General features: G+C 55.4%; 20 protein-coding genes and 1 tRNA gene. 10 read left to right on the top strand and 11 right to left on the bottom strand.

All coding sequences use genetic code 11. The features are described 5' to 3' along the window. Positions 1-158 precede the first annotated feature (158 nt). The 4 genes from PYW49_RS20365 to PYW49_RS20350 form a co-directional block, all read right to left on the bottom strand. Positions 159-235 (bottom strand) — tRNA-Pro (locus tag PYW49_RS20365). Positions 236-326: 91 nt separating this feature from the next. Further along, complete coding sequence (gene eptB / locus PYW49_RS20360) at positions 327-2,018, bottom strand: kdo(2)-lipid A phosphoethanolamine 7''-transferase (protein WP_320387364.1); 1,692 nt, start codon at positions 2,016-2,018, stop codon at positions 327-329. A 258-nt stretch (positions 2,019-2,276) separates the two neighbouring features. Next, complete coding sequence (locus PYW49_RS20355) at positions 2,277-3,479, bottom strand: L-lactate MFS transporter (RefSeq protein ID WP_134348418.1); 1,203 nt, start codon at positions 3,477-3,479, stop codon at positions 2,277-2,279. A gap of 238 nt (positions 3,480-3,717) precedes the next feature. Further along, positions 3,718-4,416, bottom strand: coding sequence for an autotransporter domain-containing protein (locus PYW49_RS20350; RefSeq protein ID WP_320387363.1), 699 nt, complete (start codon positions 4,414-4,416; stop codon positions 3,718-3,720). Positions 4,417-4,570: 154 nt separating this feature from the next. Here PYW49_RS20350 and tag point away from each other — a divergent pair, with 154 nt between their 5' ends. Beyond that, entirely contained in the window at positions 4,571-5,152 is a 582-nt protein-coding gene (tag, locus tag PYW49_RS20345) for a DNA-3-methyladenine glycosylase I (protein WP_024909083.1), read from the top strand. After that, positions 5,130-5,576 (top strand): N-acetyltransferase, encoded by a 447-nt coding sequence (locus tag PYW49_RS20340; RefSeq protein ID WP_134348415.1) that lies wholly within the window; start codon positions 5,130-5,132, stop codon positions 5,574-5,576. The genes tag and PYW49_RS20340 overlap by 23 nt, the downstream gene beginning before the upstream one ends. Here the strand turns inward: PYW49_RS20340 and PYW49_RS20335 are convergent. After that, positions 5,539-7,818, bottom strand: a complete 2,280-nt coding sequence (locus PYW49_RS20335) for a molybdopterin guanine dinucleotide-containing S/N-oxide reductase (RefSeq protein ID WP_320387387.1) — start codon at positions 7,816-7,818, stop codon at positions 5,539-5,541. The two genes, PYW49_RS20340 and PYW49_RS20335, sit on opposite strands and share 38 nt — an antisense overlap. Positions 7,819-8,030: 212 nt before the next feature. Here PYW49_RS20335 and PYW49_RS20330 point away from each other — a divergent pair, with 212 nt between their 5' ends. From PYW49_RS20330 to ghrB, 6 genes are all read left to right on the top strand, one after another. Continuing rightward, on the top strand, positions 8,031-8,693 hold the full coding sequence (locus tag PYW49_RS20330) for an OmpA family lipoprotein (protein ID WP_320387362.1): 663 nt from the start codon (positions 8,031-8,033) through the stop codon (positions 8,691-8,693). A 179-nt stretch (positions 8,694-8,872) separates the two neighbouring features. Then, a complete protein-coding gene (locus PYW49_RS20325; protein ID WP_320387361.1) occupies positions 8,873-9,889 on the top strand; it encodes a LacI family DNA-binding transcriptional regulator in 1,017 nt (338 codons plus the stop codon). Between the two features lie 103 nt (positions 9,890-9,992). Continuing rightward, on the top strand, positions 9,993-10,742 hold the full coding sequence (locus PYW49_RS20320; RefSeq protein WP_320387360.1) for a sugar phosphate isomerase/epimerase family protein: 750 nt from the start codon (positions 9,993-9,995) through the stop codon (positions 10,740-10,742). A gap of 3 nt (positions 10,743-10,745) precedes the next feature. Beyond that, positions 10,746-11,684 (top strand): sugar kinase, encoded by a 939-nt coding sequence (locus tag PYW49_RS20315; protein WP_320387359.1) that lies wholly within the window; start codon positions 10,746-10,748, stop codon positions 11,682-11,684. A 117-nt stretch (positions 11,685-11,801) separates the two neighbouring features. Further along, positions 11,802-13,082 (top strand): MFS transporter, encoded by a 1,281-nt coding sequence (locus tag PYW49_RS20310; protein ID WP_134348409.1) that lies wholly within the window; start codon positions 11,802-11,804, stop codon positions 13,080-13,082. Positions 13,083-13,108: 26 nt separating this feature from the next. Then, on the top strand, positions 13,109-14,083 hold the full coding sequence (gene ghrB, locus PYW49_RS20305; protein WP_320387358.1) for a glyoxylate/hydroxypyruvate reductase GhrB: 975 nt from the start codon (positions 13,109-13,111) through the stop codon (positions 14,081-14,083). 57 nt (positions 14,084-14,140) lie between these two features. Here the strand turns inward: ghrB and cspE are convergent, their stop codons facing one another. Next, complete coding sequence (cspE, locus tag PYW49_RS20300) at positions 14,141-14,353, bottom strand: transcription antiterminator/RNA stability regulator CspE (protein WP_006177792.1); 213 nt, start codon at positions 14,351-14,353, stop codon at positions 14,141-14,143. 246 nt (positions 14,354-14,599) lie between these two features. Continuing rightward, positions 14,600-15,310, bottom strand: a complete 711-nt coding sequence (locus PYW49_RS20295; RefSeq protein ID WP_134348407.1) for a DUF3053 domain-containing protein — start codon at positions 15,308-15,310, stop codon at positions 14,600-14,602. Positions 15,311-15,641: 331 nt separating this feature from the next. Here PYW49_RS20295 and PYW49_RS20290 point away from each other — a divergent pair, with 331 nt between their 5' ends. After that, the gene (locus tag PYW49_RS20290) at positions 15,642-15,929 is read left to right on the top strand and encodes an HTH-type transcriptional regulator (protein WP_008502755.1); all 288 of its coding nucleotides are present in this window, start codon (positions 15,642-15,644) and stop codon (positions 15,927-15,929) included. A 39-nt stretch (positions 15,930-15,968) separates the two neighbouring features. Here PYW49_RS20290 and PYW49_RS20285 read toward each other — a convergent pair whose 3' ends face one another. After that, entirely contained in the window at positions 15,969-17,588 is a 1,620-nt protein-coding gene (locus PYW49_RS20285) for an ABC-F family ATP-binding cassette domain-containing protein (protein WP_320387357.1), read from the bottom strand. A 449-nt stretch (positions 17,589-18,037) separates the two neighbouring features. On the opposite strand from PYW49_RS20285, the gene PYW49_RS20280 reads away from it, so the two are divergent. Then, positions 18,038-18,178 (top strand): hypothetical protein, encoded by a 141-nt coding sequence (locus tag PYW49_RS20280; protein ID WP_320387356.1) that lies wholly within the window; start codon positions 18,038-18,040, stop codon positions 18,176-18,178. Positions 18,179-18,271: 93 nt separating this feature from the next. Here PYW49_RS20280 and glyS read toward each other — a convergent pair whose 3' ends face one another. From glyS to PYW49_RS20265, 3 genes are all read right to left on the bottom strand, one after another. Then, positions 18,272-20,341: a glycine--tRNA ligase subunit beta gene (gene glyS / locus PYW49_RS20275; protein ID WP_134348405.1), complete on the bottom strand. Its 2,070-nt coding sequence runs from the start codon at positions 20,339-20,341 to the stop codon at positions 18,272-18,274. Between the two features lie 9 nt (positions 20,342-20,350). Beyond that, positions 20,351-21,262 (bottom strand): glycine--tRNA ligase subunit alpha, encoded by a 912-nt coding sequence (gene glyQ, locus PYW49_RS20270; protein ID WP_003860141.1) that lies wholly within the window; start codon positions 21,260-21,262, stop codon positions 20,351-20,353. 160 nt (positions 21,263-21,422) lie between these two features. After that, positions 21,423-21,728: a YsaB family lipoprotein gene (locus PYW49_RS20265; protein ID WP_134348404.1), complete on the bottom strand. Its 306-nt coding sequence runs from the start codon at positions 21,726-21,728 to the stop codon at positions 21,423-21,425. Between the last annotated feature and the right edge of the window lie 111 nt (positions 21,729-21,839).

Below are 21,839 nucleotides of genomic sequence, written 5' to 3'. Positions count from 1 at the left end.
AAAAAAGATCAATCTATATATAAAAAAATACAATGGATTATGTCACAAAATCGTTAACAGGCAGGGAGAAGCAGGTCTAAGGGGTGTTTTGATGACTCTGGCGGGCTAAGGTCATAATGCAAAAAGGGCTAACCTTGCGATTAGCCCTTTTCAGAATGTGGTCGGCGAGAGAGGATTCGAACCTCCGACCCACTGGTCCCAAACCAGTTGCGCTACCAAGCTGCGCTACTCGCCGAATGCGGAGCGCATCTTACTGCTGGGGTGCGCCCCCGTCAATCCCTTATTTTCAAAAAGCCATTCAACTGGCGATATTCTCGCCAGGCGAGCTACTGCGCGGCTTTCTGGCTGCTTTCAGGGAGTTTGCACCAGTTGTTATTTTCGTTAAGACCACCGTCTGGAGAGGTGTATCCCAGGCAGCCTAAAATGGTGTCGTACAGCTCAACGTGACGACGCGGCACCTTCATATCCGCCTCTTTCTTCAGGTGAGCAAACATCTTCGCTTTCTCAGGATCTTCCAGATACTTGTCAGACATCCACACCATCATAGGTACACGGAACTGCTCCGGCGGCGCCATCTTACGTGGCGTACCGTGCAGATGCTCGAATTCATTGATGGATTCACCGTGGTCCGCCGCATAGAACACAATCGCTTTCTTATCACGCACCTGGTCAATCACCGTATCAATAAAGTGATCCACATACGTCACGGAGTTGTCGTAGGAGTTAATCAGCTGCTCTTTGGTGCAGTCTTTGTCCACCCCGACACATTCCGGCGTCCATTTCGCAAAGCTACGCGGGTAGCGTTGCGTGTAGTTAAAGTGCGACCCTTTGGTATGCAGGATAATCATGTGCTTACCATCCGGGTTACCGTTGAGAGACAATTTCATCTCATCAATCAGCAGCATGTCATCGACGGGCTTACCACGGTTACGCGCCTCCGCGCCAATCTGCTCGCGGTAGGAAATATTCTGCGCCATGGTGTTGCTGTAGAACCACATCTCGCTCTGCATCGCATAGAGGTCAGATGTAAACCCAAGCTGATGAAGCACCGAGAAGACGTTTTGCTCTTTCAGCGTACGCTGTGGGTTATCGCTCGCCCCTCCCTCACGTACAAACATGCAGCGTAAGGAGAGCTTGGTGGCGGTATCACAGGAGTAGCCGCGATAGGCAATCAGGTTTTTCTCTTGCGCCAGTTTTGGGGTTGTATCGCGGTTATAGCCAAGAATGCCCATATGATCCCAGCGCGTGGTTTCCCCGATGATAAAGACGATATAGGTATCATCGATATCTTTTGGCGGGACATAGGTAAACTTCTTCGCTGGGTTCATCAGCGATTTATTATCAGAAGACTCATCCACCTGCGCCCACGCATACAGCCCCAGCGCGGAGATCCAGTTAGACGGTAAATACGAGTTGGCAACCACGCCGCCGTAGCTTGGCATATCCACGCCGGAGGTACGCTCATCATACTTCTGCTTCACCTCCAGCAGACGAATTGGCCCCCAGACCATCAGACCGGCCAGCAGGACTATCGCGACACTTCTGAAACGTTTTCCTGGCGTGCGGATCTGGTGAACCAGCGTGTACCGGCAGCGGTTACTCCAGATGAGCAGCAGCGGTAAGGCACTGACCGCCACCACCCAGAGAATAAAGTGCAACCCCACGACCTCTTTAGAGAGATCGATATCCGTGGTCATCACCGAGGCAATAATGCCGTAGCCGATAACCACGTTCATAAAGGTCATGTAATAGCTGGCCCCCGCCGAGCACAGCACGATAAACGTTGCCAGCACTCGCCATACGCGACGACCAAACAGAGTAAGAATACGGAATAAAAAGAAGGTGACCAGTACCGCGGCGACCAATTCGACAACCGCTGCAATTCCTTTCCAGACGGTAAAATCTTGCGCATAACCGTCAAACCGACGGAAAAAAACTGCGCCATTCATAAACAGGCCGATGTACAACGCCAGCAAAAAGCAGAGCTTTTGTTGCGCCATCGATTTAATGTATTTCATGCAAGCTACCCGGAAAAAGGGACAGTACCGCCGCTCACCTCGATTAAAAAGTGGGCAGATTAAACATACGCTCAGGGGATCGTTCAATGAAACGTCTACAGGCGTGGTAAGTAGACCACAGGGATGGGAAAAAGTGGCAGCAGAGTGTGTGATCGGTACAGTTATTTACAAAAAAACGAATCTGGAATTTAGCGATTGAGTCAACGCTGCATTTTTTACATAAGGAAAAGGCCGGATTACCGGCCTTTCTCGTCGTCATTATGCATGAACTTCTTTGAAAACTTCGCGTTGCGGCTGGCGAATTGTGGTAGAGAGCGCCAGAGAAATAATCAACAAGGCAAATATCACACAGAAAGTCACGTAGAACCCACCGAACAGGGAAGCAATCAGCGAACCGCAGATACTGCCAATCCCGAAGCCCAGATAGATAACGCCGTAGTTTTTCGCCAGATTGTTCAGGCCAAAGAACTCGCTCACCAGTGACGGGAAGACGGTAATAGTGCCGCCAAAGTTAAAGGCCACGCAGGCAATCGCCGCAAAGAAGGTCGCTTCGTTCAGCGGGGCAAACAGGAGAGCCGCCATACCGACCAGCGAAACCACCTGCCCAATCGTAATCACACGGATACGGGCGATTTTGTCAGACAGAATACCGAGCACCAGACGACCGGAGAGGTTGGCAATGGAAATAACAGTCACCGCATTGGCTGCCGTGGCCGCATCCAGTTTCACCATCCCCTGGGCAATATCCTTCGCCACACCGATGACATACAGACCGCTCATGCAGGCCGTCAGGAACATCACCGCCAGCATCCAGTACTGCGGTTTACGCATGGACTGCGCGAGGGTGAAGTCGTTCTCCACCACGCCGTTAACGGTTTTGACCGCCTGCTGCGGCGCATCGGTCATCAGCGTGGCGCCGAACAGAATCATCACCAGCACGATTACGCCCCAGATCATGAAGGTTTTTTCGAGGCCAACGGACGCCAGCAGATGGGAGTCGATAAATTTGAAGCCAAGGCTGCCGAGACCATAAGAACCGATTGCAAATGCGGAGATCAAGCCCTTACGCTCCGGGAACCACTTCACGCAGTTCGACAGGGTCAGCAGGTAGCCTGCGCCATCGGCCAGCCCCACCAGCACGCCGGCGCTTAGCCACAGCATCATCAGGTTGCTGGAGTGCGCCGTCAGGAAAAAGCCTACGCCCAACAGAATGCCGGACGCCATGGTCACACGCTTCACACCGAAACGCTCCTGCAGCTTGCCCGCAACGGAAGACGAAATCGCCAGTCCCAGGCTCAGCAGGCCAAAGGAGAACGCGACCTGGCTGACCGGTGCACCGAGTTTGTCGGAAAGCGCACTGTTAAACAGACTCCAGGTATAAACCGAGCCCAGTGCAAACTGGGTGACAATGGTGCCAAAGAGCGTGAGCCAGCGCGTGCGGTTATAAGTTGATGTGTTCATGGCAGTTGTCCTGCAAGAGAAATTAAGGAAGTTCGCTGAGGACAACAATAAACAAAACCTTAATACGCCTGGGGTAAAACGGCATGAAATGCAGGCGGAACGGAATGAAATGCCTGGAATCGGGAATGAATGACCTGCGCCGGGAATAAAGCGATAGTGTGTTAGTGCCTGCTATCGCTGTAACCCCTGCGGTTGTTGTATTCAGGATGTTATCGTAACGTTTAAAAAAGTAACAACTCTAGAAATTCGCGCTGACACCCAGGGTGTACAAAAACTCTTCACCGGTGGTGGTATGTTCCCCCTGGGCGAGCGACGCATAGGCCGCAACATGCGTGTTAAACGGAATATCCGTTCCAACGGTTACATCCATCCAGCTACCGTTTTGCGCGGGGGCCGGCGTTTGCGGCATGCCAAACTGCGATTTCCACTGGTTTTCACCAAACTGCTGGTTGTAGCTAATCTGCGCCCAGGGACGAAGATCGCCATACTGGGTATTCACACGCCACCCCAGCGTGCTGACGCTGGCATGCCAGAGCGGGTCGGTGAGTGCTTGCGTCGTCGCGCTATCACCGAACTCGTTGATCATCATGGGAGTCGTGCCGTCATAACGCCACGCCACCACCGGACCGGTGGTGGTACGCGCTGAAACCGGAAAATTCCAGCCCACACTCATCGCCGCTTCCATCGTGGTGCCAGACGGTACATTCAGGGCAAGGCCAGGCGCATTTTGTGAAGACTGAATACGCTCTGCAAGAATATCCTCATAACGCGGTTGGTGATCCGCGTCCCATGTATAGCGTTCCGCCGTATTATTTTGTGCATCTGAAACGATATATTCCTGTTGCCAGGCAGACGCTGTATTACAAAAAAACAGGCAGGCTGAAATTCCCACCAGGCCAGAAACAGCATGGCGACCACTGATTTTTTTTATCATCATCAACGCGACCCCAGAGAGAGCCGAATTCGGCGATATTTGTCGTTATTCAGGAAGAGCTTATAGCCCTTGTATTAACTATTGTCTTTATAGTAAACACGTCAAGCCAGTCTGGATGAAAATTTTGCGAAATCAGTATCAATAAGGGAGATTACGGATGGAACGTTGCGGTTGGGTAAGCCAGGATCAGCTTTATATCGACTATCACGATCGGGAATGGGGCGTGCCGGAAACCGATGGCAAAAAACTCTTTGAGATGATCTGCCTGGAGGGCCAGCAGGCGGGTTTGTCATGGATTACGGTACTGAAGAAACGCGAAAACTATCGCAACGCCTTCCACCAGTTCGATCCTGTCGCCGTCGCCGCCATGACCGATGAAGACGTGGAACGACTGGTGCAGGATGCTGGCATCATCCGCCATCGGGGTAAGATCCAGGCCATCATCGGTAACGCACGCGCTTACCTGGCAATGGAACAAAACGGCGAATCGTTTTCAGACTTTGTCTGGACGTTTGTGAATAACGATCCGCAAGTCACGCAGGCCGCCACGCTCGCGGAAATCCCCGCCTCCACCCCGGCCTCGGATGCGCTCTCGAAGGCTCTGAAAAAACGCGGCTTTAAGTTTGTCGGCTCCACCATCTGCTACGCCTTTATGCAGGCCTGTGGCCTGGTCAACGACCATGTTACCGGCTGCTTCTGTCATCCGGGAGGCCACCATGATCCGCAAATGGCAAAGTGAGAATACCGCGCCGCTTCTGAGCTTATGGCTTGAAAGCACCGCAGAAGCGCATCCGTTTATCGAGGCAAGCTACTGGAAAGAGAACGAGGCCATGGTGCGGGACGTTTACCTGCCGTCAGCTGAAACCTGGGTCTGGGAACAGGATGGCGAACCATGCGGTTTTATCAGCGTGATGCAGTCTCAGTTTGTTGGCGCACTGTTTGTCGCACCGACGTGCATCGGGAAAGGCATCGGGCGCGCGCTGCTGAACCACGTTCAACAGCGCTTCCCACACTTAAGCCTTGAGGTGTACCAGAAAAATATCCGGGCGGTGAATTTCTACCACGCGCAGGGCTTTCGTATCGAAGACAGCGCCTGGCAGGATGATACTCAGCACCCGACCTGGATCATGAGCTGGCAGGCGGATCAAACGCCGTTAAGGTAAGCTCGGGCCCCTGATATTTCTCGACCCAGGCCAGCGCCGTGTTCCCTGCACAACCATTCCCCAGCTTCGAGCTGGGGAGATCTATGGTCAGCACGTTAACCGCCCCGTTTTTACAGATACCGCCTTCGGTTGGCTCAAGGTCAGGCCATGCGCCCTGGTGAATGCAAATCACGCCCGGTTTAATCCCGTCGCTAACCACCGCCCCTGCCAGCACCTGTCCACGATGGTTCCAGACGCGCACCACGTCACCGTCGGCAATCCCGCGGGCTTTTGCATCGAGAGTATTCAGCGTAATCGGCTCTCGCCCTGCAACCGCATACTGCTCACGCAGAGACGTGTAGTTAAGCTGGCTGTGCAGACGATGTGCGGGATGGGCTGACAACACCTGCAGCTGCTCCGGCCGGGCGTTGCCGTGCCACTCGTCCGGCTCGAGCCACATAGGGTGTGGCGGGCAGTCAGCATACCCAAAGCTGGCGATGCGCTCGCTGTAGATCACCATCTTTCCGCTCTCGGTTTTCAGCGGGTGATTTTCCGGGTCACGGCGGAAATCAGCGAAACGGACAAACTGCGCGTTCTGTTCGCTCTCCGGCATCTCGACGATCTGGTTCGCCTCCCAGAACTCAGCGAATGGCGGAAGCGTCACGCCCTGCGCCGCGCCGCGCTGCCCGGCAATCTGATAGAAGGTTTCCAGCCATTCGAGGTCAGTTTTCCCCTCGGTGAAACGCTCGCGGCCGCCCGCCTCCCACCGCTCGCTCAGTTCAGCAAACACGTCGAAATCATCACGCGCTTCATCACGCGGGGCCACGACGCGCTTCATCGGGACCATATGCTGGTTGCTGTAGTCGCCGGTCATGGTGAGATCGTTACGCTCGAACGAGGTGGTCGCCGGGAGAACGATATCGGCGTGTTTGGCCGAGGCGGTCCAGAAGCACTCTGAAATCACCACCAGCTCCGGCTTCTGCCAGGCGCGGATCAGGCGGTTGGTATCCTGATGATGTGTGAAATTTGACCCGCCCGCCCACCAGACAAATTTAATATCCGGGAAGTGGCGGTCCAGACCGTTGTGCTGATAAAAACCGCCCGGGTTTTCCAGGGCTTCGACAATACGCGCCACCGGAATTTTATCCACGGCATCCACGCCTCCCTGCACCGAGCCCTGCAGAGAGGCCAGCACGGCGGCTTTACGAGTGGGGTTACCGCCGTTCGCGAAGTGATAGGAGAGACCAAACCCCCCGCCCGGCGTCCCGATCTGACCGAGCATCGCGGCGAGCGTCACCAGCATCCAGTGTTTTTGCTCGCCAAACTGCTGGCGCTGCATCCCCCATCCGGACATTAACATCGTGGTATTTTTATGGAACAACGCTGCCAGTTCTCGGAGTTTATCCGCAGGAACGCCGCAAATCCCGGCCGCCCATTCTGCGGTTTTTACCACCCCATCGGATTGACCCATTAGATATTCAGCAAATTTATCGAAGCCGGTGGTGCAGCGCGTCAGGAATTCGACATCGTGCCAGCCGTTTTCTACCAGCGTATGGGCGATACCCAGCATCATCGCCACGTCGGTGCCCATATGCGGGGCAATCCACTCGGCGCTGTCGCCAAAGAAGTCCATGGTTTCAGAACGCATCGGGTCAATGCAGATGATGCGCTTACCGCTTTTGCGCAGCGCGTCGAAATACCCAATGCCCTGCTCATCGCTGGCGTTCCAGGCAATTTTCAATGTGTTAAGGGGATTGGCGCTCCACAGCACCACTACGTCGGTATGCTCCAGCACCAGCGGCCAGCTGGTCTGCTGCTGGTACACTTCGTTCCCCCCCACGACGTACGGCATGATTGCCTGCGCCGCACCGGTGGAGTAATCCCCCAGATGACCGGTATAGCCTCCCGCCAGGCTCATATAGCGCTGCAGGAGCGTCGAGGCCTTGTGCAGCACACCGTTAGAACGCCAGCCGTAGGATCCGGCAAAAATGGAGGATGGCCCCCAGGTATCGCGGATGCGCTTGTGCTGGGTATGGATCAGCGCCAGCGCGTCATCCCAGCTAACGCGAACAAACTCATCCTGACCGCGAATACCCTGCGGCTTGTCCGGCGAAGCCAGAAAACCTTTACGCACCATCGGCCAGCGCACGCGCGTTTTGCTATGCACCTGATCGCGAACGACGGTCTGCAAAGAGTTGGAATGTTGGGTTGGCAATGCCCCGCGAGACGACAGGACATTTTCACCGTCGGTTTCGACCAGCATCGGCCCCCAGTGGGCGGCGGTCAGAATGGTTTTTGTTGAGGTGCTCAAGCGTGCGCTCCTGGTTGCGTGCAGGTTTTACGGCCTTCTTATTGAGGCAGTTTATGGTTTGTCACAAATTTCAGAGTTATACCCGGAATTTTCTCCGTATCCGGACGTCATAATCAACTGCCACGCTCGTCGTGGCAAAGAATAAAAAGGATTAAGGAAAGAAGATGAAAAAACGCGTACTCGTTATTGCCGCTCTGGTGAGCGGTGCACTGGCTGTTTCTGGCTGCACAACCAACCCTTACACCGGCGAACGCGAAGCGGGTAAATCCGGTATCGGTGCAGGTATCGGCTCGCTGGTCGGCGCAGGCGTTGGGGCGCTCTCCTCCTCCAAGAAAGATCGCGGCAAAGGCGCACTGATTGGCGCAGCGGCGGGGGCAGCACTGGGCGGCGGCGTCGGTTATTACATGGACGTGCAGGAAGCGAAACTGCGCGACAAAATGAAAGGCACCGGCGTGAGCGTCACCCGCAGCGGCGATAACATCATCCTGAACATGCCGAACAACGTGACCTTTGACAGCAGCAGCGCAACGCTGAAACCGGCCGGCGCGAATACCCTGACCGGCGTGGCGATGGTGCTGAAAGAGTACAATAAGACCGCCGTGAACGTGACGGGCTACACCGACAGCACCGGCAGCCAGGATCTGAACATGCGTCTGTCTCAGCAGCGCGCCGATTCCGTAGCCAGCTCGCTGATTACCCAGGGCGTTGAAGCGAACCGCATCCGCACCAGCGGAATGGGCCCAGCTAACCCTATCGCCAGCAACAGCACGGCGGAAGGTAAAGCACAGAACCGCCGCGTAGAGATTACGTTGAGTCCTGTGCAGTAGGTAAAAGCAAAACGGCAACCCCGTTGCCGTTTTTAGTGTTTGCGCCCTCTCCCGTGGGAGAGGGTTGGGGTGAGGGCAACAGACCGCAACCTCCGGTAAGCGTAGCGCCACCGGGCAAATTACTTGCTTCGTCAGATTTTCCCGCTAAGGTATTCTCACTAAATTCAGGGAAATCAGCGATGAGCAAACCAACCCGGGCCACCATCAGCGACGTGGCGAAAGCCGCCAAAACCGGTAAAACCAGTATTTCGCGCTACCTTAACGGCGAGAAACACCTGCTGTCCGATGCATTGCTGGCTCGAATTGAACAGGCCATTGCCGATCTCGACTACCGTCCCAGCCTCATGGCGCGCGGACTCAAACGTGGCCGCACCCGCCTTATTGGGCTTATCATCGCCGATATCACCAACCCCTATTCCGTTAACGTGCTCAGCGGTATCGAAGCTGCCTGTCGCGAGAAGGGTTTCACGCCGCTGGTCTGTAATACCAACAACGAAGTCGATCAGGAGCTGCATTACCTCGATCTGCTACGCAGCTACCAGGTGGAAGGAATTGTGGTTAACGCGGTGGGCATGCGTGAAGAGGGACTAAACCGCCTGCAGCAGTCCTCCCTGCCCATGGTCCTCATCGACCGTAAAATTCCCGAATTTGCCTGTGATGTAGTTGGGCTGGATAACACCCAGGCAGCCACGACTGCCACCGAACATCTCATCGAACAAGGCTTCGAAGCGATTCTGTTTCTGAGCGAACCATTGGGCATGGTTAACACCCGTCGCGAACGTCTGAGCGCGTTTCGTGCCACGCTGGAACGCTATCCCGGTGTGATCGCCGAAAATGCCGAAACCCCGCTTCACGAAGCCGGGCAGCTCGACAACACCCTTCGTCAGTTCCACACTCGCCATCGCGGAATGCGCAAAGCCGTTATCTCTGCCAACGGGGCGCTAACCCTGCAGGTCGCCCGTTCACTCAAGCGCATTGGCCTGCACTGGGGCAGCGACATCGGTCTACTGGGGTTTGATGAACTGGAGTGGGCGGAGCTGGCTGGCGTCGGTATTACTACCCTCAAACAACCCACCTGGCAGATTGGCTATGCTGCTGTAGAACAAGTAGTTCGTCGTATTGAAGGCATCAGCGATGCCGTTCGCGAGCAGGTCTTCTCCGGCGAGCTGATCGTTCGCGGCTCCACCGCGCGTTAATTTTCCCTTGTGATACCGATCATAAATTCGACATCCTGACCTTTTCTTTGGAACCGGTTCCACCTAGCGTAATAGTATTGATATGTTGCGATGGAGTCCGAAGATGGACAGGAAAATTATGGTGGTCACCGCCGCGTATGGCGCGGAACAGGTGCGACAGGCAGGCGGTCAGCGGGCAATACTTCCCGTTATTGCAGGCGCAGGGGCAGACGGCGTGGAGATCCGCCGCGAGCTGTTCAACAGCGAAGAACTGCTGGCGCTGCCTGCGCTGGGTGAATCCATTGAGCTGCTGGGTCTGCTGGCGTGCTACTCCGCTCCTGCCGCCCTGTTTATGCCGGACGGCACCCTCAACCCGGAGCTACCCCGCTATCTCTCTGAGGCCAACACCCTGAACGCGCTGTGGCTCAAGGTTTCCCTGGGCCATTTTAGCGACGCACAGCCTCTCGAAGCCCTGCGTACCCTGCTGAACGCCAGCGGCATGGCGCTGGTCGTGGAGAACGATCAGACCGACTGCGGTCAGCTTGCGCCTATGCAGCGCTTCCAGGCCGCCTGCCGGGAAATGGCGCTCCCCATCACGCTGACCTTCGATATGGGTAACTGGCTGTGGGTCGGTGACTCTCCCGAAGAAGCGGCCCGCCATCTGGCCTCTGCCGTGAGCTATATCCACGTGAAAGCCGCCGTGCCGCATAAAGATAACTTCCGCGCCGTCGCACCGGACCGCGCCGATGCGCGCTGGCTGGATCTGCTCAGCCAGCTGCCAGCCGATGCCCCGCGCGGTATCGAATTCCCGCTGGAAGGGGCGGATTTAACCGCCGTTACCCGCCATTACGTCAACCTGCTACGCGAGGAGTAAATCATGCACAAGACGCTGGATGTCATCACGATCGGCGAGGCCATGGCGATGTTCGTCGCCACCGAAACGGGCGAGCTGAGCGCTGTGGAGCACTTTATCAAACGCGTGGCAGGCGCCGAGCTGAACGTCGCGACGGGACTTGCGCGTCTCGGCCTGAACGTCGGCTGGGTCAGCCGCGTGGGGGACGACAGCTTTGGCCATTTCGTTCTCAACTCGCTGAAAAAAGAGGGTATTGATGCCTCAGGCGTCACCCTCGACGAACGCTTCCCTACCGGCTTTCAGCTTAAATCGAAAGTCGAAAATGGAACCGATCCCATCGTGGAGTATTTCCGTAAAGGATCGGCCGCAAGCCATCTCTCCGTGGCGGATTACCACGCCGACTATTTTGCTTGTGCGCGCCATCTGCACCTGAGCGGCGTGGCGGCAGCGCTCTCTGCCAGCTCGTATGAACTGCTGGATCATGCGGCAGCAACGCTGAAAGCCCAGGGAAAAACGATCTCTTTCGATCCTAACCTGCGCCCGGTGCTGTGGAAAAGCGAAGCGGAAATGGTCGAGAAGCTGAACCATCTGGCGTTCAGGGCGGACTGGGTTCTGCCAGGCCTGAAAGAAGGGATGATCCTGACCGGAGAAAGCACGCCGGAAGGCATTGCCGACTTCTACCTGAATAAAGGCGTAAAAGCGGTGGTGCTGAAAACCGGTGCCGATGGCGCATGGTTTAAAACGGCCGACGGCGAACAGGGCGCGGTCGCTGCGGTGAAGGTTGAGAACGTTGTCGACACCGTCGGCGCGGGCGATGGTTTTGCCGTGGGCGTTATTAGCGCCCTGCTGGAAGGCAAAACGCTGCAGCAGGCCGTCGCGCGGGGTAACAAGATTGGCTCGCTGGCCATTCAGGTACAGGGCGACAGCGAAGGATTACCAACGCGAGCAGAGCTCGGCGTTTAAATTCCCTCTCCCTGTGGGAGAGGGCCAGGGTGGGGGCAGCAAGCCGCACCAAATAATTAAGCCACCGTGTACCCTACAGACAACGGCGGTAACAACCTCAACAACAGAGGCAAGCCTATGAACAGTTCGACCAATGCAGTAAAACGCTGGTGGTACATCATGCCAATCGTGTTTATCACGTACAGCCTGGCGTACCTTGACCGTGCCAACTTCAGTTTCGCGTCCGCGGCGGGGATCACCGAAGACCTTGGGATCACCAAAGGTGTCTCCTCCCTGCTGGGTGCCCTTTTCTTCCTGGGCTACTTCTTCTTCCAGATCCCCGGCGCTATCTATGCGGAACGCCGCAGCGTGCGTAAGCTGATCTTCATCTGTCTGATTCTGTGGGGTGCCTGCGCGTCACTGACCGGCATGGTGAACAATATTCCAGCCCTGGCTGCCATTCGCTTTATCCTCGGCGTCGTTGAAGCGGCGGTCATGCCCGCGATGCTGATCTACATCAGCAACTGGTTTACCAAATCTGAACGCTCACGCGCGAATACCTTCCTGATCCTCGGTAACCCGGTCACGGTACTGTGGATGTCGGTGGTGTCTGGCTACCTGATCCAGTCTTTCGGCTGGCGCGAGATGTTTATCATCGAAGGGGTTCCGGCTGTGATCTGGGCATTCTGCTGGTGGGTGCTGGTGAAAGATAAACCTGCACAGGCGAAATGGCTTTCCGAAGATGAAAAAGCGGCACTGCAGGCGCAGCTGGATAAAGAACAGCAGGGGCTGAAGGCAGTACGTAACTATGGTGAAGCCTTCCGCTCCCGCAACGTGATCCTGCTGTGCGCGCAATACTTTACCTGGAGCATTGGCGTGTACGGCTTTGTGTTGTGGCTGCCGTCCATTATCCGCAGCGGCGGCGAAAACCTCGGCATGGTAGAAGTTGGCTGGCTCTCTTCCGTACCGTATCTGGCAGCAACCATCGCCATGATCGTCGCATCGTGGGCATCGGATAAGCTGCAGAACCGTAAGCTGTTTGTCTGGCCGCTGCTGCTGATCGCTGCCTTTGCTTTCATTGGCTCCTGGGCCGTGGGTGCGAATCACTTCTGGGCCTCTTACGCTCTGCTGGTCATTGCCGGTGCAGCCATGTACGCCCCGTACGGTCCGTTCTTTGCCATCATCCCGGAAATGCTGCCGCGTAACGTGGCAGGTGGCGCGATGGCGCTGATTAACAGTATGGGTGCGCTGGGTTCGTTCTGCGGCTCCTGGTTCGTCGGTTACCTGAACGGTGCCACCGGCAGTCCGTCAGCCTCGTACATCTTTATGGGGGTGGCACTTTTCGCTTCCGTGTGGCTTACTCTGATTGTTAAGCCTGCTAATAATCAACAGCACCCTGTCGGCGCTCGCCACGCCTGAATCCTTAAAAATCAACGGAGATTAGCATGAAGCCGTCCGTCATTTTGTATAAAGCACTGCCGGAAGATCTGCAGAAACGCCTTGAAGAACACTTCACCGTCACGCAGGTGAAGAATCTGAGCCCGGAGACCGTGGCACAGCACGCCGATACGTTCGCCAGCGCCGAAGGCCTGCTGGGTTCAAGCGAGAAAGTGGATGTCGCCCTGCTGGAGAAAATGCCGAAGCTACGTGCTACCTCTACCGTTTCCGTGGGTTACGACAACTTCGACGTAGATGCCCTTAACGCCCGCAAGATCCTGCTGATGCATACGCCACATGCCCTGACGGAAACCGTGGCCGACACGCTGATGGCGCTGGTACTCACCACGGCCCGTCGCGTGGTGGAAGTGGCTGAGCGCGTCAAATCGGGCGAATGGACAAAAAGCATTGGTCCGGACTGGTTCGGCGTGGATGTTCACGGCAAAACGCTCGGTATTGTTGGCATGGGGCGTATCGGGCTGGCGCTGGCGCAGCGCGCGCATTTTGGTTTTAACATGCCGATTCTGTATAACGCGCGTCGCCATCACAGTGAAGCCGAAGAACGTTTCAACGCCCGTTACTGTGAACTGGATACCCTGCTGCAGGAAGCCGATTTTGTCTGCCTGGTCCTGCCGCTGACGGACGAGACACGTCATCTGATTGGCAAAGAGGCATTTGAGAAAATGAAGAAGTCAGCCATTTTCATCAACGCGGGTCGTGGCCCGGTGGTGGATGAGGAGGCGCTGATTGAAGCCCTGCAAAACGGTGAGATCCACGCCGCAGGTCTGGACGTATTCGAGCAGGAGCCGCTGCCGGTGGATTCTCCACTGCTTTCGCTGCCTAACGTGGTCGCTCTGCCCCATATCGGCTCGGCAACACATGAAACACGCTACAACATGGCGGCCACAGCGGTAGATAACCTTATCGCCGCCCTAAGCGGTAAGGTGGAGATAAACTGCGTGAATCCGCAGGTACAACGGTAGAAACGAAAAACCCGCCAGAAGGCGGGTTTTAGAATTTTTTGCTACTGGGTTGGAAGCTTACAGGCTTACAACGTTACCAGCTGCTGGGCCTTTAGCGCCGCTTTCGATGGTGAAGGAAACTTTCTGACCTTCGTCCAGAGATTTGTAGCCTTCATTCTGGATAGCAGAGAAGTGTACGAACACGTCTTTTGAACCATCGTCAGGAGTGATGAAGCCGAAACCTTTATCAGCGTTGAACCATTTTACCAGACCAGTCATTTTACCAGACATAGAAATTACCTTATTAAAAATATATTGTGCCTTCCGGCTTGATGGGTTGCGTTACAGATTTTTAAGCGATGAAGGAAGGGTCACTACGAAGGGTATCTATGGATAACAATCTGGACTGCTTTACTAAACTGCTTTAGGTCTGTGTAACAAACCGACAGGAATAGTTATACCGATATGGTAGAGGAATGACAAGCGTTATTTTCTGTATGTATAAAAAAACCCCGCCTGAGGCGGGGTTTTTTCGGTTTATTCTGTGGCCGTAACGGCTATACTCCAGGCCTGACTAAAAGCCTGATGCTGGGAGGCCAGCGGCCCAATCAGCGTATTGTACTGACTAGCCTGCTGTGAGGTCGGGAACTGAATGCCATTGGCAACAAAGCTCACCTGAGCCTCCTGCTGGGCGATAAAGTCTCCCACCTGAACCAGCTGCTGCGTGAAAATTTGCGCGGCTGGAATCAACGGTTGCAGTGCTTCAGAAGGTTTGGTCACCACTTTCTCATACACTTTATCGAAGACCGGTTTGAGATCGTCGCCCTGCTTCAGCGCAGAACGTGACGCATCAGCCTGCATTTTCGCATTTTGCAGCTGCTGGCTCAGCACGCCAAGCGCACCGTTGGACTGGCGTAGCGGTTCACGCTGCGTCATATAATCCTGTGGAACGCGGATGGCGTTCACGCTATCCACCACTGGACGGATACCGGAATCCATCGCCTGGCTCACCTGCTGTGAATAACCATAAAGAATGGCGTAATCGGACACGAAGGGGCCAAACTGTTTTTTCTGATCCGCAGTCAGCGTTGGCAACCGCTCGCCGCTGCGCATCACTGTATTCTGCAGAAAATCGATAAACGCTTTGCGCTGATCGCCTTCTTTATCAAAACACCCACTCAGGCTAACAACCATCAACAACGCCGCAATAGGCGCAAACCAGCGAGAGCAGGACTTTCCTGTCGCCATTTTATTACTCCTTTCACCCAAAAAAGCGCACACCGGCACACGCGTGCCCGACGCTGACAAGGATAGTCCAGGTCAGCCTTGCAAGATACTCTTTTCATGCAAAACGGCTATTGCCGATTTATTTCTTACCATTTACAAAAAAATACCTGACGAAGCCGACATATGACTAATCAGGGAATTAGCATAACTATCCATATCGCTGAATCGGGTAAAGCGATCGTTACCGCACGATTAATCACAACCGCGAGGATCCTGGGTTTGTATTAGGGACTATTCTTAATTGGCTCTCTGATGTTCTTGATCACGATGTGAGATTTAAGAGGAGTCCTCAATGGAATATAAAGATCCTGAGTTTGAACTGCTGAGCAGTCTGGAACAGATCATTTTTAAAGATGTACCGCAGACGATTACCCTGCAACAAAAATCCAATCCCTTTACAGAATATGAGCAATTGCGCAAAGGGACAGGACTGAAAACGGAAGAATTCGCCAGAGCGATGGGTGTCAGCGTGGCTATGGTGCAGGAGTGGGAGTCAAAACGTGAGAAACCCACCCCAACCGAGTTAAGGCTGATGCGCCTGATTCAGGCCAACCCTGCACTCAGCAAACAGATAGCATAGTGAAGTTTGAATGCCCCCGCCTTTGCGGGGGCTTGTGTTTTAAAGGCTATCACAACGCCAGCCCGCCTCTTCCCAGACCCATTCATGCGTTAATGTTAATCCTCTTAAAAAAGCCTCATCGTGTGATACCACCAGCAGAGCCCCGGGGAAACCGGCCAGCGCCGCTTCAATCGCCTGCACCGAAGCCAGATCCAGATGGTTGGTCGGTTCATCCAGGAGCAGAAGCTGCGTGGCCTCTGCACGCCACAGCACGCAGGCCAGGGCGGCCTTAAGACGCTCCCCGCCGCTGAGCGCCGCCAGCGGGAGCGTGACTTTATCGGCCCCCAGCTGAAGCTGCGCTAAACGGGTGCGCAATACCCCCTCTTCCAGTGGCGTATGACTCAAGTTGAGATGCGTCATGACCGACTGCGAAAGATCGAGCTGCGACAGATGCTGGTCGAGATAAGCACAGCTGACGGAAACTTTACAGATACCTGAACGTGGGGCGATCTCGCCGAGGATCGTTTTTAACAGCGTCGATTTTCCGCAGCCGTTGGGGCCCTTTAACGCCACGCGCATCGGTCCGTCCATGCGCCAGGTGATGGGTGGAACAGGCACATGCGGCAACACCAGCTCCTCCAGCACCAGCACCTGTTTGCCCTCCGGGATCTGACTTCCCGGTAGGGTAAACATCACCGGGTTATCCTCTTCAACCCGTTCGCGAGCCTTGTTGACCGCGGCGTTCAGCACCGCATTTTGATCGCTATGCTGTTTTTTCCAGGCGCCGATCCGTTCCTTTGCCGCACCTTTATATTTGACCCGCTCAAACGAGGCGATATTCAGGGTATCGACGGTGCGTAATGTCTTTGCCGAACGCCGCTGGCTGTCATCATGCTCTTTTTGCATGCGTGCCCGGGTCCGTTTGCGCTCGGTTGCAGCATGTTCCATCGCCGCGCGGGCCGCCTGCTGTTCGGCATCGCGCTGGGTTTGATAATCCGCATAATTCCCGCCGTAGCTGCGCAGGCCCGAAGGGCTCAGTTCAAGAATACGCGGCACCAGCTCCAGAAGTTCGCGGTCATGGGAGGCCACCAGCACGCCGCCCTGAAAACGACTGAGCTGGTCGTAGAACCACGCCCGGCCTTGCCGGTCCAGATGGTTAGTGGGTTCGTCCAGCAGCAGAAAGTCCGCGTCCGCCGTAAACGCCCCGCACAGCAGGGCACGAATACGCTCGCCGCCGCTGAGTTCACCGGCAGGTTTATCCGGGTCAAACGGTGGGAGCTTCGCATTGATAAACGCCTCGCGCAGGCGCTCGGCGACATCCCAGTGGCCGTCGAGCGTGTCCAGATCGTCAGGTTCGTAATCGCCGCTATCAATGCGCTTACGCGCCGCAAAAATCGCGTCGTACCCGAGCAGTTCCGCAACCGTCGTCTGCGGAGAAATAGCGTGCTGCTGCGCCACATAGACATGTGAGCCAAAGCGTTCAATATGACCGGTAGCCGGTTCATCCAGCCCCGCCAGCATGCGCAACAGACGCGTTTTCCCGCTGCCGTTGCGGCCAACCAGCGCGCACAGGGAGGGTTCAAGCGTTAGATTCAGCGGACCAAAAAGAATATCGCCCGTCGGAAACTGACAGGTGACCTGATGCAAAATAAAAGAAGGGGACTGCGCAAAATGAGCCATAAGCACTCCTGAATGAAATCAAAACATCCCCTGCCGACGCGGTGGCGTTTAGCAAGGATCGAAATTCATCAGTCGTGTTTGTTCATTTTTGGGGGGCGCTCCAGCGCGAGAAAGTTAACGCGGATAAGGATAGCGGTAATGTGTTGAACGTTTCAAGGTTAAATTTTGGACGACTTATACTCCCTCTCCCTTTGGGAGAGGCTGGGGTGAGGGGGAACAGACGGTAATTTTGCGAGCCTCTTACCAGAAATGGTAGTATCCTCAGTGGCATAGCCCAAATCTATTGCCGCCTGTTTTGATGATCAGTAAGTTCTCTTTGCACCTGCAAAATCAGGTGCCGGGATTGGAACCCTGAATCACTTCACTGGCGACACAGGCTCTGTGTCGTACGGCCTGTTGCATCTCAATGGCGGGCCGAACTGGAGCGCTACTGTCAGGAGATTACGCAGATGCTGATGAACGGCTCACTGCCGCGACAATCTGAAATCGTGATGGAAGATTTGCTGTGCGAACTGGTCAGCTACTTTGCCGATACGCTAAAGGCACCGCGCTGGCTGAAGACGGATGAAGGCACAATCGCGATCGGCTAAGCCTGCCGGATGACGCTGCGCTTATCCAGCCTACAAAAGCCCCATAAAAAAACCCGCCGAAGCGGGTTTTTAGCATTTGTAACAACGGGCACATTACTGCAGCAGCGAAATATCCGCTACGCGCAGGAACAGCTCGCGCAGTTTCTCGAGCATAGAGAGACGGTTAATACGCAGCTCTTTATCTTCTACGTTCACCATCACTTTCTCGAAGAAGGCGTCGATGACTTCACGCAGTTCAGCCAGCTCCACCAGCGCTTCCTGGTAGCGACCTTCCGCGAAGAACGGCTCGAGCTTGTCGCGCAGCACTACAACCTGCATCGCCAGAGCAATCTCTTCCGGCTCTTTCAGGGTCGCGGCGTTCACGCGCTCGTTCAGCGTCTCGTCGGATTTCGCCAGGATGTTGGATACACGCTTGTTGGCTGCGGCCAGGGCAGATGCCGCTTCCAGCGTACGGAAGTGGGAAACCGCCTTCATGCGCGCATCGAAGTCAGCCGGACGGGTCGGACGACGCGCCAGCACCGCCTGAATGGTGTCAACGGTGTAACCTTCGTCCTGATACCACGCGCGGAAACGACCGAGCATAAAGTCGATCACATCATCCACCACGTTCGCGTTGGTCAGCTTATCGCCGTACAGACGCACCGCTTCTTCGGTCAGCGTTTGCAGATCGAGGTTCAGGTTCTTCTCAACGATGATACGCAGCACGCCCAGCGCAGCACGACGCAGCGCAAACGGGTCTTTGTCGCCTTTCGGATGCTGACCGATACCGAAGATACCCGCCAGGGTGTCCATCTTATCGGCAATCGCCACCGCACAGGCAACCGGGTTGGACGGCAGTTCGTCACCCGCAAAGCGCGGCTGATACTGCTCGTTAAGAGCAACAGCCACATCTTCCGCTTCGCCATCGTGACGCGCGTAGTGCATCCCCATCACGCCCTGGGTGTCGGTAAATTCAAACACCATGTTGGTCATCAGGTCGCACTTGGACAGCAGGCCCGCACGCGTCGCGTGATTGACGTCCGCGCCGATTTCACGGGCGATCCAGCCGGACAGCTCCGCGATGCGGTCGGTCTTGTCGCGCAGCGTGCCCAGCTGCTGCTGGAACAGCACGGTTTGCAGGCGCGGGAGATGATCTTCCAGACGTTTTTTACGGTCGGTGTTGAAGAAGAACTCGGCATCCGCCAGACGTGGGCGCACCACTTTCTCGTTACCGGAGATAATCTGGATCGGATCTTTCGATTCGATGTTCGCCACGAAGATAAAGTTTGGCAGCAGCTTGCCGTCGTTGGCATAGACCGGGAAGTACTTCTGGTCACCCTTCATGGTGTACACCAGCGCTTCAGCCGGAACGGCCAGGAATTTCTCTTCAAACTTCGCGGTCAGCACAACCGGCCATTCCACCAGAGAGGTCACTTCTTCCAGCAGGCTTTCGCTCAGGTCTGCATTTCCGCCGATCTGACGCGCCGCTTCTTCTGCGTCCGCTTTGATTTTGGCTTTACGCTGTTCGTAGTCGGCAATGACTTTACCGCGTTCCAGCAGGATCTGCGGGTACTGGTCGGCATTGTCGATGGTGAATTCCGGTTCACCCATAAAGCGGTGGCCGCGGATCACGCGATCGGACGCCACACCCAGGATGGTGGCTGGGATGACGGTATCGCCCAGCAGCAGGGTCACGGTATGAACCGGACGCACGAAGTGCACGTCGGACGCGCCCCAGCGCATCAGTTTAGGAATTGGCAGCTTCGCCAGCGAGGTGGCGATCATGTCAGGCAGCAACGCTTCTGCACTCTCACCTTTCACATGGGCGCGATACAGCAGCCACTCGCCTTTGTCGGTGGTCAGACGCTCGGCCTGGTCAACGGTGATGCCGCAACCGCGCGCCCAGCCTTCAGCCGCTTTGCTCGGCTTGCCTTCCGCGTCGAACGCCTGGGCAATTGCCGGGCCACGTTTTTCCACTTCACGATCCGGCTGAGACGCCGCCAGATTTGCCACTTTCAGCGCCAGACGACGCGGGGCAGCAAACCACTCAATTTTACCGTGTGCCAGGCCAGCGTTATCCAGCTCAGCAGTCACGTTCGCAGCGAAAGATTCAGCCAGGCTGCGCAGGGCTTTTGGTGGCAGCTCTTCGGTGCCGATTTCCACCAGGAAAGTTTTCTCAGACATGGCCGCCTCTTATTTGTTTCGGTTGCACATCGGGAAGCCAAGGGCTTCACGGGACGCATAGTAAGCTTCTGCAACGGCTTTGGTCAGGGTACGAATACGCAGAATGTAGCGCTGACGTTCAGTCACGGAGATGGCTTTTCGGGCGTCCAGCAGGTTGAAGCTGTGGGCGGCCTTCAGAATACGCTCGTAAGCAGGCAGCGGCAGTGGAGTCTCCAGCGCCAGCAACTGCTGCGCTTCTTTCTCATACTGCTCGAAGCAGGTGAACAGGAAGTCCACGTCAGCGTATTCGAAGTTATAGGTGGATTGCTCCACTTCGTTCTGATGGAACACGTCGCCGTAGGTGGTTTTACCCAGCGGGCCGTCGCTCCAGACCAGGTCGTAAACGCTGTCTACGCCCTGAATGTACATGGCCAGACGCTCCAGACCGTAGGTGATTTCACCCGTGATCGGTTTACATTCCAGACCGCCAACCTGTTGGAAGTAAGTGAACTGGGTCACTTCCATTCCGTTCAGCCACACTTCCCAACCCAGACCCCAGGCACCCAGCGTTGGGTTTTCCCAGTTATCTTCCACGAAACGGATGTCGTGAATGGTTGGATCCATACCCAGCTCTTTCAGCGACCCGAGGTACAGTTCCTGAATATTGTCTGGTGATGGCTTAATCACCACCTGGAACTGATAGTAATGCTGCAGACGGTTCGGGTTCTCACCGTAACGGCCATCGGTCGGACGACGGGAAGGCTGCACATACGCGGTCGCCATTGGCTCTGGCCCCAACGCGCGTAAGCTGGTCATCGGGTGTGAAGTGCCGGCGCCGACTTCCATGTCCAAAGGTTGAACAATGGTACAGCCCTGACGAGCCCAGTAATCCTGTAAGGTCAGGATCAGGCCCTGGAAGGTCTTGGTATCAAACTTTTGCATAGTATTTCGTGCTGGATACGTGTGGTTTTAAATGGAAGGGACCAGTATACCCGCTGGCTGCAAGATATACAGTACGAAACGGGGTTGTTTAGGGAAAATTGGGAAATAAGCAGTTAAGCCAGAACGTCGTGGACGTCTGGCTGTTGATTATACGAGCAGGCTAGCGCATGGAGAGGTGTAAAAACTGGCCGTCCGCATCAAACGAGCAGACAAAGCCCTCTTTACGTGACGTATGGCCCCGCAGCTCATAGCTTCCCTGAAAGCGGACAAACCCGGTGACATCAATGTCCTGAACGTCTGAGTTATAACGTCGGGCAGCCCTATCTTTGCAAAGCGCTTCCATATTTAGTGAACGCTCCGGGCTCATTTTGCCCTGCTGCGCTTTTTGCACAGGGGCTTCTTGTGGGGCACTGCATCCCGCGAGGATTACCAGCAGAAAGAGTGACGCCGCACGCTTCATCATCATTTTTATTACCGCCCTGGTCAGTGGCTGTTATTTTTAGTATCAAAGCTTTTATAGATTAAGGTCCGGCATTCTGCGAATCTCGCGGCCTCCCTACAAGCCTGCTGAATAAAA

The organism is Enterobacter chinensis (assembly GCF_034008295.1).
Classification (GTDB): Bacteria; Pseudomonadota; Gammaproteobacteria; order Enterobacterales; family Enterobacteriaceae; genus Enterobacter; species Enterobacter chinensis.
Note: the sequence above shows the minus strand (reverse complement) of the source record. Positions and strands in the feature narration are given on the sequence as shown.

Excerpts from the sequence above, each read along its gene's own strand:
- eptB (WP_320387364.1), bottom strand. The coding sequence starts at position 2,018 with ATGAAATACATTAAATCGATGGCGCAACAAAAGCTCTGCTTTTTGCTG.
- PYW49_RS20355 (WP_134348418.1), bottom strand. The coding sequence starts at position 3,479 with ATGAACACATCAACTTATAACCGCACGCGCTGGCTCACGCTCTTTGGC.
- PYW49_RS20350 (WP_320387363.1), bottom strand. The coding sequence starts at position 4,416 with ATGATGATAAAAAAAATCAGTGGTCGCCATGCTGTTTCTGGCCTGGTG.
- tag (WP_024909083.1), top strand. The coding sequence starts at position 4,571 with ATGGAACGTTGCGGTTGGGTAAGCCAGGATCAGCTTTATATCGACTAT.
- PYW49_RS20340 (WP_134348415.1), top strand. The coding sequence starts at position 5,130 with ATGATCCGCAAATGGCAAAGTGAGAATACCGCGCCGCTTCTGAGCTTA.
- PYW49_RS20335 (WP_320387387.1), bottom strand. The coding sequence starts at position 7,818 with ATGCTGGTCGAAACCGACGGTGAAAATGTCCTGTCGTCTCGCGGGGCA.
- PYW49_RS20330 (WP_320387362.1), top strand. The coding sequence starts at position 8,031 with ATGAAAAAACGCGTACTCGTTATTGCCGCTCTGGTGAGCGGTGCACTG.
- PYW49_RS20325 (WP_320387361.1), top strand. The coding sequence starts at position 8,873 with ATGAGCAAACCAACCCGGGCCACCATCAGCGACGTGGCGAAAGCCGCC.
- PYW49_RS20320 (WP_320387360.1), top strand. The coding sequence starts at position 9,993 with ATGGACAGGAAAATTATGGTGGTCACCGCCGCGTATGGCGCGGAACAG.
- PYW49_RS20315 (WP_320387359.1), top strand. The coding sequence starts at position 10,746 with ATGCACAAGACGCTGGATGTCATCACGATCGGCGAGGCCATGGCGATG.
- PYW49_RS20310 (WP_134348409.1), top strand. The coding sequence starts at position 11,802 with ATGAACAGTTCGACCAATGCAGTAAAACGCTGGTGGTACATCATGCCA.
- ghrB (WP_320387358.1), top strand. The coding sequence starts at position 13,109 with ATGAAGCCGTCCGTCATTTTGTATAAAGCACTGCCGGAAGATCTGCAG.
- cspE (WP_006177792.1), bottom strand. The coding sequence starts at position 14,353 with ATGTCTGGTAAAATGACTGGTCTGGTAAAATGGTTCAACGCTGATAAA.
- PYW49_RS20295 (WP_134348407.1), bottom strand. The coding sequence starts at position 15,310 with ATGGCGACAGGAAAGTCCTGCTCTCGCTGGTTTGCGCCTATTGCGGCG.
- PYW49_RS20290 (WP_008502755.1), top strand. The coding sequence starts at position 15,642 with ATGGAATATAAAGATCCTGAGTTTGAACTGCTGAGCAGTCTGGAACAG.
- PYW49_RS20285 (WP_320387357.1), bottom strand. The coding sequence starts at position 17,588 with ATGGCTCATTTTGCGCAGTCCCCTTCTTTTATTTTGCATCAGGTCACC.
- PYW49_RS20280 (WP_320387356.1), top strand. The coding sequence starts at position 18,038 with ATGCTGATGAACGGCTCACTGCCGCGACAATCTGAAATCGTGATGGAA.
- glyS (WP_134348405.1), bottom strand. The coding sequence starts at position 20,341 with ATGTCTGAGAAAACTTTCCTGGTGGAAATCGGCACCGAAGAGCTGCCA.
- glyQ (WP_003860141.1), bottom strand. The coding sequence starts at position 21,262 with ATGCAAAAGTTTGATACCAAGACCTTCCAGGGCCTGATCCTGACCTTA.
- PYW49_RS20265 (WP_134348404.1), bottom strand. The coding sequence starts at position 21,728 with ATGATGATGAAGCGTGCGGCGTCACTCTTTCTGCTGGTAATCCTCGCG.